General features: G+C 61.1%; 12 protein-coding genes. 4 read left to right on the forward strand and 8 right to left on the reverse strand.

Going from position 1 to position 12,640, the window contains the following annotated elements:
* Window positions 1-1,600 (reverse strand): sigma-54-dependent transcriptional regulator (locus JCM12296_RS27010; protein WP_054699672.1); only part of this gene is annotated, 1,600 nt, incomplete at its 3' end.
* A gap of 183 nt (window positions 1,601-1,783) precedes the next feature.
* On the opposite strand from JCM12296_RS27010, the gene JCM12296_RS27015 reads away from it, so the two are divergent.
* The 3 genes from JCM12296_RS27015 (at window position 1,784) to JCM12296_RS27025 (ending at window position 4,146) form a co-directional block, all read left to right on the forward strand.
* On the forward strand, window positions 1,784-2,203 hold the full coding sequence (locus JCM12296_RS27015; RefSeq protein WP_054699675.1) for an arsenate reductase/protein-tyrosine-phosphatase family protein: 420 nt from the start codon (window positions 1,784-1,786) through the stop codon (window positions 2,201-2,203).
* 197 nt (window positions 2,204-2,400) lie between these two features.
* Window positions 2,401-3,165, forward strand: a complete 765-nt coding sequence (locus JCM12296_RS27020; RefSeq protein WP_054699677.1) for an SDR family NAD(P)-dependent oxidoreductase — start codon at window positions 2,401-2,403, stop codon at window positions 3,163-3,165.
* Between the two features lie 357 nt (window positions 3,166-3,522).
* Window positions 3,523-4,146 carry a DUF3786 domain-containing protein gene (locus tag JCM12296_RS27025; RefSeq protein ID WP_054699679.1) on the forward strand — a complete coding sequence of 208 codons (624 nt, stop codon included), beginning with the start codon at window positions 3,523-3,525 and terminating at the stop codon, window positions 4,144-4,146.
* A 12-nt stretch (window positions 4,147-4,158) separates the two neighbouring features.
* On the opposite strand, the gene JCM12296_RS27030 is transcribed toward JCM12296_RS27025, so the two are convergent.
* Complete coding sequence (locus JCM12296_RS27030; protein ID WP_054699680.1) at window positions 4,159-5,733, reverse strand: MBL fold metallo-hydrolase RNA specificity domain-containing protein; 1,575 nt, start codon at window positions 5,731-5,733, stop codon at window positions 4,159-4,161.
* 321 nt (window positions 5,734-6,054) lie between these two features.
* Here JCM12296_RS27030 and JCM12296_RS27035 point away from each other — a divergent pair, with 321 nt between their 5' ends.
* Window positions 6,055-6,657: an IMPACT family protein gene (locus JCM12296_RS27035; protein WP_054699683.1), complete on the forward strand. Its 603-nt coding sequence runs from the start codon at window positions 6,055-6,057 to the stop codon at window positions 6,655-6,657.
* 77 nt (window positions 6,658-6,734) lie between these two features.
* On the opposite strand, the gene JCM12296_RS27040 is transcribed toward JCM12296_RS27035, so the two are convergent.
* The 6 genes from JCM12296_RS27040 to JCM12296_RS27065 all read right to left on the reverse strand — a co-directional run.
* Complete coding sequence (locus tag JCM12296_RS27040) at window positions 6,735-8,231, reverse strand: B12-binding domain-containing radical SAM protein (protein ID WP_157067928.1); 1,497 nt, start codon at window positions 8,229-8,231, stop codon at window positions 6,735-6,737.
* A 5-nt stretch (window positions 8,232-8,236) separates the two neighbouring features.
* Complete coding sequence (locus JCM12296_RS27045; RefSeq protein WP_054699687.1) at window positions 8,237-8,425, reverse strand: hypothetical protein; 189 nt, start codon at window positions 8,423-8,425, stop codon at window positions 8,237-8,239.
* Window positions 8,422-9,591, reverse strand: coding sequence for a B12-binding domain-containing radical SAM protein (locus JCM12296_RS27050; protein ID WP_054699688.1), 1,170 nt, complete (start codon window positions 9,589-9,591; stop codon window positions 8,422-8,424). Before JCM12296_RS27050 ends, JCM12296_RS27045 begins: the two co-directional genes overlap by 4 nt.
* Window positions 9,588-10,268 carry a DUF2284 domain-containing protein gene (locus JCM12296_RS27055; protein ID WP_054699690.1) on the reverse strand — a complete coding sequence of 227 codons (681 nt, stop codon included), beginning with the start codon at window positions 10,266-10,268 and terminating at the stop codon, window positions 9,588-9,590. Before JCM12296_RS27055 ends, JCM12296_RS27050 begins: the two co-directional genes overlap by 4 nt.
* Window positions 10,193-12,280 (reverse strand): nicotinate-nucleotide--dimethylbenzimidazole phosphoribosyltransferase, encoded by a 2,088-nt coding sequence (cobT, locus tag JCM12296_RS37120; RefSeq protein ID WP_083456563.1) that lies wholly within the window; start codon window positions 12,278-12,280, stop codon window positions 10,193-10,195. The genes JCM12296_RS27055 and cobT overlap by 76 nt, the downstream gene beginning before the upstream one ends.
* Window positions 12,281-12,360: 80 nt before the next feature.
* A partial coding sequence (locus tag JCM12296_RS27065) for a phosphomethylpyrimidine synthase ThiC (RefSeq protein ID WP_172684131.1) occupies window positions 12,361-12,640 on the reverse strand: 280 nt, incomplete at its 5' end.

Below are 12,640 nucleotides of genomic sequence, written 5' to 3' on the forward strand. Positions count from 1 at the left end.
CCCGCCCAGGACCACCGTGCAGCCGGGCAGGCTGGCCTTGACCGTTCGCGCCACAGCGAGGGCCATGTGGCTGTATGCGGTAAACAAGGAGGAAACCCCCACGAGAAACGCGCCCGAGGATTTGATCTGGCGGCCGACATGTTCCAGGCTGTAGCCGAAATGGCGGAAATCGTGAAACAGGGCCATTGGGCTGACGTCGGCCCGGCCATAGAAGGGCAAAAGATGGTCCAATGCAGGGGGAAGGGTGATGATCCGCGACTTGCGCGTGGCCATGGCGTCCAGAATGGCCACGGAAAAGCCCTTGGTCCTGGCGGCGGCGGCCATACACGCCAGGCCATAGGGCAGCGTACGCTTGGCGGTTTGATAGTAATCCGCCATGGGCGGCTGGATCAGAAGGATATCGACCATGGCGGTTCAGGAAGAAAACCCTGGCGGATGGATGTGGTGCCTCATCCCATCTGCGAGATGGTGCCGAACGTCCGAATCTCCGCGGGCAGGTCATCGACGTCGATGACGTTCTCGACGCCCATGGCGAAAGCCGCTCAATCACATTCTGCAATTGGATCAGGTTACCCGGCCAATGGTAATCCAAAAGAATGTTCATGGCCGCAGGCGTCACGCCGTAAATCCGGGTTTTAGCCGCCGGCGGATTGTCAAAGAGAAAGGAATTGATCAGGAGCGGGATATCCTCCTTGCGCTCCCTGAGCGGCGGCAGCTTGATGAAAACGGCGTTGAACAAGTCCAGCAGATCCTTCTGCATGGCACCGCTGGCAATGACCTCTTCAAGTTCCCGGCTGGTTCCGGCAATCAGGCGGGGGATGGTATGGGAGGCCTCGTCGGGCCCGTCGCTCAACAGCGTCATCATGCGTTCGCGCAAGGCATTGGCAAGACTGGTAATCTCGTCCAGGTACAGTGTGCCGCCCTTGACGGAAGCGAGCATGTCCTCCAGGTAAAGATCGATCTCTGCCTCTGTGCGGGTCCCTTTGCCCAAACTGCCGCAGTTGATCGGGACAAAGGGTTTCTCCTTGCGATCACTGCTCTCATGAATGGTCTGGGCGGTGAGTTCCTTGCCGGTTCCGCTCTCCCCCTGGACGAGGACGATGGGGTTGTCGATGCTGATGGTGTCGATCACCTCGTAAATCTCGCGCATCTTGGGGCACAAACCGATCATGGGGCCGTACTGGTGACGCTCACGCGCAATTTTGCGGATCAGCTGGGCCTTATCCTTGATTTTTCGCTCTTCGGCGATCCGGTCGATGATCAGCCGCAGGTGGTCCAGCTTGAACGGTTTTTGAAGGTAATCATAGCTGCCGTATTTCATCGCCTGGATGGCCGATTCCATGGAGCCATAACCGGTCACGATGATCACTTCCGTCTGGGGCCGGTATTTCTTGATGGCCACCAAGAGCTCCAGACCGTTGAACTCCGGCATCTTGTAATCGGTAAAAACGATGTCGATCTGTTTTTCCTTGACAATCCCGATGGCCTCCACACCATTGTCCACAGTGGTCACATCGTATCCCTTGATCGTCAAGTATTGCTCGACCATGGCCAGGATGTCGCGATCATCATCCACAAAAAGAATCCGGATGTCAGACATGCTTATCTCCGCAGGTATACAGGAAGCGTCATTTTAACAGCTCAGTAAATCATATATAGTAGAGCCGCTCCAAAAGATCAAATAACAATTTCGTCATCTCCGCAAGTGCCCAGCCGGATTGACTTTAACGCCAGCCCCCACTATAGTCGAAAGAAAAAATGAACGCTGCGCTAAGGAGGTGGGTTGGTTTTTTCCGTATTGATGGTCTGCACCGGCAACATCTGTCGCAGCCCCATGGCAGAAGGACTCCTGCGACGGGCCCTGCCCGAGGCATTGGAAGAAAAGGTTATCGTGCGCTCGGCCGGGACGCATGCTTTGCATGGCAATCGCGCGCAACCGGAAGCCATCATGGCGGCGGCGGCCCATGGCGCCGATATCAACGACCACCGGGCCAGCGAGCTGGATGCCGCCATGGTCAAGTCCGCGGATCTAGTCCTGGTCATGGAACGTTTTCATTTGGAGCAGATTAACAACCTGTTTTTTTTCGCTGCAAGCACGCCCTCTTACTGGGATCATTCGCACCGGGTTGGACAAACCCGGAAATCGACGACCCCTACGGCCTGCCCTATGCCGCGTATGAAGCCACCGCCCAGGCGATCCTGACCTGTCTACCCGGTGTGATCGCGCATATCGAGCGGCAGGTTGCCAGAAAGGCCGGTTGACAGGCGGCAGGGGAACCATCGGCCAGCAGAGCCTTGTTAACCCGGTTTTCCACATCGACGAAAAAAATGATACCCATCGGATTGGATGACGACCCACAGCCACCATCCGAAGCGTCTCGCCGAAAGGAGCCATGCCCCATGTCCGGCACGGCACGCCGCCTATTCTTCATTATCACCGGAACCACCCGTGGCCTCGGCCGATCGCTGGCGGCAGCCGCCCTGGATCAAGCCGGCAGCCGGGTGGTGGGATTCTCGCGGGCGGCGCCTTTCCTGAAGAACGACCGCCAGCAGAATGTCAGCATCGATCTCAACGACACCGATGCCATCGCTGCGGCCTTTGACCAAATTGCCGTGGATCGGCAAGAAAACGCGGACTTGGCCCACAGCGTCCTGATCAACAACGCCGGCGTGCTCGATCCGATCGCCCCTGTCGCCGACTGCGACGATCGCCTGTTGGCCGAAAATATACGGGTCAACCTGACGGCGCCACTGCTCCTTACGCGCCATTTCTTTCACTTCGCCAAGGGGCTGCCCGGCCGCAAATGGATCGTCAACATCACCTCGGGTGCCAGCCAGGCCCCCTACCCCGGCTGGGCGGCATATGGCGCCGCCAAGGCCGGTCTGGACCTGGCCACCCGCACCATGGCTTTGGAATTCGCCAGTATCGACCCCGCCTTCGCCGTCTGCGCGGTTGCACCGGGCACCGTGGACACCGACATGCAGGCCAGAATCCGGCGCTGCAGCCACCAACAATTTCCCCAGGTGGATAAATTCATCGACCTTAAGGCCAACGGGGGATTGACGCCACCGTTTCAGGCCGCCAGGCGACTGATCAAATCGCTGTTGGCCGGCCGGTTTGAAAACGGCGGCCGCTATGATCTGAGAACCATGCACCCGGCTTGATGGGCGGGGTTAAGGCGTGGTGGCGGAAACGGGTCTGCCGAAGCCGCGCAAGAAAGGAAGGTCAAATGGCCACCGGCGCCTGCGGCGTCAACTGCGACGTCTGTCAACTCAATCTTTTGGGTCACTGCAGTTCCTGCGGTCCCGGCCGAAGCGACCTGGCCGCGACCAAAAGCGCTACCCAGAAACGCATTCTCGGTTATCCGTGCGCGATCCTCGAATGTGCCCGGCTCAACCACATCGACTACTGTCCCCGGGATTGTTCGAGCTTTCCGTGTGACAACTTCAGCACGTCCCAATACCCTTACGGCAAGGCCTTTCTGGAAATGCAGGCACGCCGACGCAACCAGGGCCCGCCGAATGTCGACCCGGCAGCGCCCCATCCAGATCCCCGCCACGTTGTGGGATCGTCTGGGAGAACGCGAAGCCCCTGCCGTGGCCAATTTTACCCTGACCGACATCGATCTCGCCACGGGCAACCTGCGTTTCCATTTTCTCAACCAGGAAATTCTCGTGGACCCGCCCAACCGATGTCTGCGGGTAAAAGGGGAGCACGGATGGCAGCCGTTTTCCATCACACTGCTCGAATTGACCGTTCTGGAGTATTTTGGGCGCGTGGATCGCCTGCTTCCCCTGGGTCGGGAAATGGTGGGGCCCGACGATCTGGCCGATGCCCACTACTTCAGCGGACGGGGCCAGTTCAACACCGCCGCGCTTTTGGCCCGTTACGGCGACGATCCCAACGGGTTCGCCGCCGTGGGACGCCATCTGGGCGGCCAACCGGCCGCCATGGGCGACGTGGCCTTCCAGATCCATCCCTTTCCACGGATTCCGATCTACTACCTGCTCTGGTTGGGAAGCGGAGAGTTCCCTCCGCGCATATCGATTCTCTTCGACCGCTCCATCGAAACGGCGCTGTCCGCGCCGGCCATCTGGAGTCTGGTAACCCTCTGCAACTACTTCCTGCTCCGGGGTTTTGCCTGACGACCGGCGCCATCAAAGGGTCAGGGTTTCGCCCACATGCGGCACGACGGCGGTATAGCCGGCCTGGTTGAGCTGCTGGGCAAAGGCCAGGCTCTGGTCCTCCTCGCCGTGCACAACGGCGATCCGTTTGATCTTCAAGCCCGACGCCTTGAGAAATCGCAACATCTCATGCCGGTCACCGTGGGCGGAAAATCCGCCGATCTTAACCACGCGGGCCTTGAGGGGATACTCCTTGTTGAGAATCTTGACGATGGGCGGCTCACCGCTGCGACCGGAGGCCTCGTAGGCGGTGCCCATCTCCATGATACGGCGCCCCAGGGTGTGATTGGCCATGTAACCCACGATGAGAATCGTGTTTTTGGGATTGTGGATCTTGTAACGCAGATGGTGCAGAATACGCCCGGCCTCACACATCCCCGACGCGGAGATGACAATATGGGGTTTTTCCTCGCGCATGAGCGCCATGGAGGCCTCGACGCTCTCGACAAACTGCGCCTGCCGGAAAGAAAAAGGATTCTTGCCCTGCTGCAGGAAAGTCTCGTGGGTCTCGCGGTCGTAGACTTCCGGATGCTCGCCGAACACCTTGGTGATGTTGGTGGCCAGGGGTGAATCCACATACACCGGCATGCGGGGAACCTCGCCGCTGTCATACAATTCATGGATCACATAAAGCAGTTCCTGCGTACGGCCGTAGGCGAAGGAGGGAATCAGCACCGTGCCGCCCTGGTCGAAGGTCTCGTTGAGAGCCTTTTTGAGACGCGGCCGCAAGTCGACAACCGGTTCATGGTCCCGGTTGCCGTAGGTACTTTCCATGATCATCAGATCCACCACCTGGCCGTCGGCCTCGAAATGGCTCGCCGGATCCCGTAGAATCGGCTTGCCGTAGCGACCGATATCACCGGAGAAACAGACCGTCCGGCGCTGGCCGTTGACATTGCTGTGAATCATGACGACCGCCGAGCCGAGGATATGACCGGCCTCGTAGAGGGTACAGGTCGTCTTTTCACCCACGGTCACCGGGTCGCGATAGGGGATGCCTTCAAAGGATTTCAGCGCCTGCTCGGCGTCTTCGATGGTGTAGAGCGGCTCCACGCCTTCCAGGTGGAAGCGTTTGATGTATCCGTTGATCACCTCCGCATTGAGCCCGTGCTTGTTCTTTTTCAGCAAGGCCTTGATCTCCTGGAGGTCCCGCTTCCCGCTTTTGCCGATCTCGCCGGGTCGCATCTGCGAGAGCGCCGAACGGACGGTTTTGTAGTTCAGATACTCGGCGTCGCTCTCCTGAATATGCGCGGAGTCGGGCAAGAGGTAACCGCAGGCATCGGCGGTGGCCCGGGTACAGTAGATTCGGCCGGCAAAGCCAGCGCGCGTCATCAGCGGAATCCGCCCGGAATGATCGATATGGGCGTGGGAGAGCACCATGTTGGTGAGAATCCGGGGATCGAAGGGCAGCACCCGGTTTTTCTCGCCGGTGGTTTTGCGTCGTCCCTGAAACATGCCGCAATCCAAAAGGATCCTATCGTTATCCGTGCACAAAAGGTGCATCGATCCGGTCACTTCCCTCACCGCGCCATAAAATGTCACATGCATGTGTATGCTCCTTCTCTCATCTTCAGCTTGATTCGGCCACGCCAGCCTAAAATGGGAATATCGGTCATCCCGCCCAAAAAGACAAGGTTCAACGGCAGGCCGTCCGGAACAATGGGCATCGAATAAAAAACCGTCACCCCAAAAACCGTCGTCCCAGGCATGGCCAGCGGCCTCACCCACGGATATGGGAATGCGGATTTGACGTTTCGGCCGTGGATCGGCTACATAGGACCTCAACCGGGCGACGGGGATATTCTTTGACAGAAATCGCCCTAACAGCCCTTTCCGTTGAATATTCGACACGCATACAGTGAGTTTAGCATGCTTACCCTGACCAAAGCGGCCCACTACGAAGAAGAGATCAAAAAAAGCCGGTTCATTGTCCGGGCAACCCCCGTTGACCGGCCCGAGGCGGCCATGGCTTTTCTGGAAAGTATCCGCGAGGAGCGCGCCACGCATCACTGCTGGGCCTTTCGCATCGATCCGCGATACCGGTTTTCCGACGACGGCGAGCCGGGCGGAACCGCCGGTCGGCCCATCCTGAATGCCATCGAACGGCAGGATATCGACCGGGTGATGGTGGTCGTGATCCGGTACTACGGCGGTATCAAGCTCGGCGCCGGCGGCCTGGCCCGGGCCTATGGCGGCTGTGCGGCCAAATGCCTGCAGGCGGCGACCCTGGTTCCGGTGGTGGTCCGCGCCACCATGCGGTTGACGGCCGGCTTCGCCCATGTGGGCGCCATCTACCCGCTCATCGAGCAGTTCGGTGCGCAAAAGACGGCCGAGGCCTACACGCCGGACGGTCTGACCATCGACCTGCGCGTCGATCAGGAAATGTGTTCCTCCTTGGCCACCGCGTTAAAGGACGCCAGCGGTGGACAGATCGGCATCGTTGTTGAGGAAGACAGTGCCGCAGCCCGTTAATGCGAACCGCTTCGATCCCCTGCAATTGGGTCCACCGCCGACCTGCCGTCCCAGCCAAACGCCTGGCGGGAGAAAACTCAGAGACCGGTCAGCACCATTTCCCGGGCATGCCGGCGGGTTTCTGCCGCATCCTTGAAAACTGCAGCCCGCATTCCCTGGTCCAGGATCACGCGAAAGGCGTCCACCAGGCGCGCGTTTACCCGTTCATGGACCGCCGGATGATCTTCGGCGGTTTTCCAGTACAAGGGCGACGACGGCTCGCCGGTCAGGCGCAGTACATCCAGGCAGACCGGCACCATCACCTCGGCCACCCATTCGGCCCGGGGATCGTTCCAGGCGATGCGCGCCTCGAAGCCCAACGCATCGGTGGAAAGGATGCGCCGTTGGCTGTGGTAGCGCTGGTAGCCGGCGGTCCCGCGAAAAACGATCTGCCGGTGGCATAAGAGATTGGCCGTGCGATCCAGCCGATCGAGGAGCCTGTTTTTCTCCAGAAACGCCAGATTGTGGGCCAGATCCGTTACCCCGGCATCGGGCGTGTGCATGAGAAAGCCCACCTCCGGCTCGATTCCCGCCTGCCGGCAAAGGGCGATGGCGCGAGCACTGCTGTCGGCCGAGGCGTGCTTGGAAAGCCTGTCCAGAACGTCCGGACTGCCGCTTTCGATCCCCAGCAGCAAACTCTCCAGACCGGCCGTCGTCATGGCATCGAGCAATTCCACATCCAGATCGCCGGGTCGCGTCTCCATGCCAAACCGGATCTTGAGCTTTGCAAGGCCCGCCATCAGCTCCATCGTTCGCCGGCGTCCGGCACGGCCCGGTCCGACAAAGTTGGGGTCGACGAAGTAGAAACGTCGGTAGCCCTTCTCCATGAGCCATTCCACTTCCCGCAGGATGTTCGCCAGGCTGCGGCCGCGCCATAGGGGGCCGCGATGGTAGAACACCGGGATCGGACAGAAGGCGCACTGGTTGTAACAGCCCCGACTGGCCAGAACGGCAGCGGTATCGGCACCATCCACCGGGCCGGATCCGGGGTGCAGGGGAAAGGCGAAGCGGTCGGGATCGGCATCGGGAGAACGAACAGTTGGCAAGCGGACCGCACCGCTGTCGTGGAAGGCCAGTCCGGCCACGTGGCGCCATTCGCGCTTGACGACGAGGGCCGCGGCCAATTGGGTCAAGGTGTGTTCACACTCGCCCACGCACACCGAATCCACCGCCCGACAGAGCGACAAAAGCGGCTCAAAGGCCAGGGAAGCAAAGAAGCCGAACAGATTGATGTGCGTGAAGGGCAGGCGCTGCTTGAGATTAGCGATGAATTCGAGCAGCCTTGGCGTATGCTCCCAGAAGTAGACCGCATTGATGGACAAAAGGTCCGGTGCCAGGGAAAGGATACGGCAGTAGGTTGCATAGAAATCGAGCCCTTGGTTGACCGCGTCCAGATAGGTGACCGGCCGCCCCTCGGCTATCAGGGCGGCGGCGGCATAGCGCCCCATGAGGCACGACCACAGGGGCGTATTGGCGATATCGTTGAAATGCTCCCGGGAGGGGATGCGGGGATGGTCGAGAATGCAGATCCGCATGGGGGTCACCGTGTCGGTTGGGCCGTACCGGCCAAAAGACGGTCCATTCCCAGGCGGTCGAAAACCATCGCCCGATGGCACAAGGCTTCCAGGCGGTGGCGCACGTGGGCCGTGGCCGGTGGATCGTAGTATACCGGGTAGAACAGATCCTGATCGGCCGCAAGGATGCCGCGCCGGATCAGCTGCCGGGTCAAAGGCGCCTGGGGGTACAAACGCACCGTGTTGAATACCACGCGCCCAGGTTGGCCGCCGGTGCGTGGATCGTCAGCAGCCGCTCGAGGTTTGCACGCGCTTCTTCGAAATGGGCGGATCGATCCTCTCCGGGCAGGTTGACCAGAACGTGCTGCACGGTGAGAATCTTATGCCTGGCCGTCACCCGCGCCGCCGCCAGAATTTCTTCTATTCCCATGCGCTTTTGCAAAAGGGCCAGCCCGTGTTCGGTAAGCGCGTCGGCGCTGAAGTAGATCGCCGCCAGACCGGCCTCCCGGGCCAGGCCGGCAGTCCTGTCGTCCAAATCGTCTTCGCGGAAAAAACCGGTCCAGGCGACATCCAATTTACGCTGCCGCAGATGGTCGCATAGCGCGATGAAATGATTTTTGGGGCGATTGACCACCGGATCGGTAAAATGGAACAGGCCGATACCGTGTTCTTCCTTCAGCCGCTGCATCTCGTCCACGATCCGCTCGGGCGCGCGCAGGCGAAACCGTCGCCCCCCCAAAAACGGATAGAGGCAGTAGCCGCAGGCCAGGTCGCAGCCGCGCTTGCCCTCGATGCCCATGGCGGCCACATAGGCATTCCGGCCGCCGTAGGCTCCTGGCGCAAATGTCGTGGTGTCGGGCCATGGGAGCGTATTCAGGTCAATCGCCGCACCCTCCGGATTCTGCTTGATTTCTCCGTCCGCCCGATAGACCAGGCCATCGATGGCGGCCGGATCGAAGTTGGCGGCAATGAGATGGGAGAAAACCCGTTCCCCCTCCCCCACCAGACCGGCGTCGATCTCGGGGATCTCGGCCATCAGGCGCCGGGCGAACATGGAGAAGGCCGGACCGCCGGCAAGTATGCGCGCCGTCGGCGCCAGCCGACGCACCATGGCGGCGGTGGTTGCCAGGGAGGAAAGATAGGACGTCTGATGGCCGGCCAGGGGATCGATGTTGCGAAAGGAGAGCGCCACCACCTGGGGCTTGAAGCCCAGGACCGTCTCCTTGAGAACCGGCCAGGGGTCGGGAGAAAGGTTCATGTCCAGGCAGCACTTCTCATCTTTTGGTGGCACCAGGGTGCTCAGGCGGGCAAGCCCGACGGGGTAGACCTTCTCGCCGGCCCCCAGATGGGAGGTCGGGCACTGGATCAAAAGAATTTTCATTGCAGCAGGATCATCCCCATATATTTCACGTAGCGTCCGGGTTGGGCCACCGGCTCCAGGGAAAAGCCCGCCGCCCGGGCCGTTGCGTACACATCGATGCCCGAGCCTTCCATGGAGGGCCGTGCCCGGTCGGGGTGGCGGCAGGAACCGTCTTCCGGGCATTGCGGGCAGACCGGACAGGGTCCGGCGCCAAAGGCCAGGGTCTTGTGCAAGCCGGCCAGAAACGCTTCCCGCTCCAATGCCAACAGCTGGTCGTGAAAGGCCCTGCCCGGCGGCGCGCCTTCCACCACCAGGGCCCAGCCGTATTCGCCCAGCATGCGCTCCAGGGTTTCAAGGTCGATTCCCCCGGGCGGACACATGGCGTTCCGGCCATAACCGGCGCAACCGAAACGACATTTCTCGCGGGGCCAGGCGGCCGTGCGGATCCGATCCGTGGAGATCAGCCGGGCCTGGGCAAATCCCAGCCGCCGGGCGGCAAGCACCCAGCGATCGAGGGCTGTATCCGCGCGTCGTTCCGGTGGGATGAGATCGCCGATCCGGTCGGACCGTCCGGCCAGCAACAGTGTGCTGTCGCTTGTCAAATCGCAGGTGATCGTATTCGTCATCCCGGCCCCGTGCAGCCATTCGCAGACCCGTTCGGCCGGCTGGCAGCCACCGTCGAAGGTGTTGAGCAGCATGTTAAGGTCATACAGGGCGCCTTGTGGGGTCTTCGGCCGGCACGGTCGGGGAAGTAATCGTGAATCAGCAGAACCCCGTCCGGGGCGGTCAGGGCCGCCGCCTTTTCGAGCAGTTGCCGGGCCGTATCGGCAGCATAGGCATGCAGGAAATTACTCAGCACCACCATGCCGAAGGTGGCCTTTCCGTCAAACCGGTGATGGCGAAAATCGCCTTCGATCACCACGATCTCCTGCCAAGCGGTTGCCTGGGGATAGAGCCGGCGGGCCGCCGCGATCACTTCGGGCAAATCCAAGAGAACGGCGTCGGCATGACGGCCCCGGGCCGCCTGGGAGCGTACCAGGGCCCGGCACACCGCTCCGGCGCCTCCGCCCACATCCAGGATCGGGCCGTTCCAGGCATCGGGCACAAGCAGGGCAGTGATATCGTCGGCTTTGAGACGCGCCAAGCGATCCATGGCGCGCACGTAATGCGCGTTACGGGTGGTGTAGTCGCTGTCGGCTGTCAATCGGTCGGCGGCAACCGGCCGGTCCGGCAGGGCCACCCGCTCGGTCAGGCCGGACCAGCCGGTCTGCATGTACTTGCGGTAGAGAATGAAATCGCCCATGTAATCCGGGGCGCCGGGGACCAGAAAGCGCCTGGCCAATTGGCTGTTGACCCGGTCATCGTCCTCCCCATGGATCAAGGCCATGCGTTCAAGGGCATTGAGCAGCCGGTTCAGTTCGTCCGGTTTGCACATCGCAGCCGCAGCCAGATCCGCGACTTTCGTGCATCCGTTTTCAATCCAGCCGAACAGATCCAGCTCGACCGCGCTGAACAGCACCTGGGCGTACCAGTATCCGGTGGCGATATCCTCCAGATACTGGAAATCCCAATGGGCCGGGTCGCTGTTCAGAAAGGGCACGCGATTGAATGCTGGATGGTTTTCACTCATGCGGATGGATCGGTTATTTTTTTTTTGCGCGTCGGTGATGGCGACTTCCTCGAACGTCTTGATATCGGCCAGCACCCGGGTCGACGCATCGAGCAGTTCCATGGCCACGGCCGCGCCGGTGCCCTCGCCCAGACGGAACCTGAGGTCTATCAGGGGTTCGACGCCCAGGCGGTCGTGCATGAAGACGTGTCCCGCCTCGACGCTGCGGTGGCTGGCAAAAAGATACGCCTTGGCCGCCGGAGCCAGTTCGCAGGCGATCAGCGCACCGGCGGTGGCAATGAAGCCGTCGCACACGACGGGAATTCCCGCTGCTGCGGCACCGATCACCAGGCCGGCCAAGCCGCCGATCTCGAAGCCGCCCACCTTGGCCAGCACATCCAAGGGGTCCGTGGGGTCCGGCCGGTGCATGTCCAGGGCCTTTTCGATGACCCGGATTTTGTTGGCCAGGGCCGTATCGTCGATGCCCGTGCCCCGCCCGGTGAGTTTTTCCACGGAAATGCCCGAGAAGGCGGCGATAACCGCCGAGGATGGCGTGGTGTTGCCGATGCCCATGTCGCCGGTCCCCAAAATATCCAGCGGCCCCTGGGCAAGCAGTTCGTTGACGATCTCGATGCCGGCGGCAATGCTCTGTTCGGCCTGCTCCCGGGTCATGGCCGGCCCGCGGGCGAAGTTGGCCGTGCCCTTGGCCACCTTTTTGTGAAAGATGGGCAGCTCGGGGTCGAAGTCGTAATTGACGCCCAGGTCGGCGGCGATCACCCGCGCGCCGGCATGCTTGCCCAGCACATTGATGGAGGCACCGCCATTGACGAAGTTGAACACCATCTGGGGGGTCACCTCCTGGGGAAAGAGGCTCACCCCCTCCTCGGTCACGCCATGGTCGCCGGCGCAGGTGACAATCACCTTGTGAGACAAATGCACGTCCAGGGTACCGAAAATGGCCGCCAATCGTGCCGAGACATCCTCCAGCAACCCCAGGCTGCCCGCCGGCCGGGCCTGGTCGGCCAATCGTTGCCGGGCCTGGGCATAAACAGTTTCGTTCAGCGGCTTTATCGCGGCAATACTTTTCTCAATCAGATCCATACGTTTCTCCATCTTTGCAAATCGACAGAATACCTTCCATTGGCATTCGGATTTTGCCATTTTTCTCTTAAGGGCGTGCTTTACCCACGAACCGAGATTTTATCTCCCGAAATATCTTTCTTGAACACTTCCATGCCCTTTTTCATGGCGCAGAAGTCGCCACACATGGTGCAGGTTTCCGACTGCCCCGGCTGCCGGCTATCACGGATCGCCTTGGCCACCTTGGGAAAAAGCAGCAGTTCCTGCAGATCGTCCCAGCGCATGTCGCGCCGGGCCATGGCGGCCTGCCGGTCGCGGTCGCGGCGCTCGGGGTATTTGCTCAAGTCGCCGATGTGCACGGCCAGGCGGGTTACGCGCACC

The organism is Desulfosarcina cetonica JCM 12296 (assembly GCF_001311845.1).
GTDB classification, from domain to species: Bacteria; Desulfobacterota; Desulfobacteria; order Desulfobacterales; family Desulfosarcinaceae; genus Desulfosarcina; species Desulfosarcina cetonica.

Excerpts from the sequence above, each read along its gene's own strand:
- JCM12296_RS27055 (WP_054699690.1), bottom strand. The coding sequence starts at position 10,268 with ATGCTGCTCAACACCTTCGACGGTGGCTGCCAGCCGGCCGAACGGGTC.
- JCM12296_RS27030 (WP_054699680.1), bottom strand. The coding sequence starts at position 5,733 with ATGCATGTGACATTTTATGGCGCGGTGAGGGAAGTGACCGGATCGATG.
- JCM12296_RS27035 (WP_054699683.1), top strand. The coding sequence starts at position 6,055 with ATGCTTACCCTGACCAAAGCGGCCCACTACGAAGAAGAGATCAAAAAA.
- JCM12296_RS27040 (WP_157067928.1), bottom strand. The coding sequence starts at position 8,231 with ATGCGGATCTGCATTCTCGACCATCCCCGCATCCCCTCCCGGGAGCAT.
- JCM12296_RS27050 (WP_054699688.1), bottom strand. The coding sequence starts at position 9,591 with ATGAAAATTCTTTTGATCCAGTGCCCGACCTCCCATCTGGGGGCCGGC.
- cobT (WP_083456563.1), bottom strand. The coding sequence starts at position 12,280 with ATGGATCTGATTGAGAAAAGTATTGCCGCGATAAAGCCGCTGAACGAA.
- JCM12296_RS27025 (WP_054699679.1), top strand. The coding sequence starts at position 3,523 with ATGTCGACCCGGCAGCGCCCCATCCAGATCCCCGCCACGTTGTGGGAT.
- JCM12296_RS27020 (WP_054699677.1), top strand. The coding sequence starts at position 2,401 with ATGTCCGGCACGGCACGCCGCCTATTCTTCATTATCACCGGAACCACC.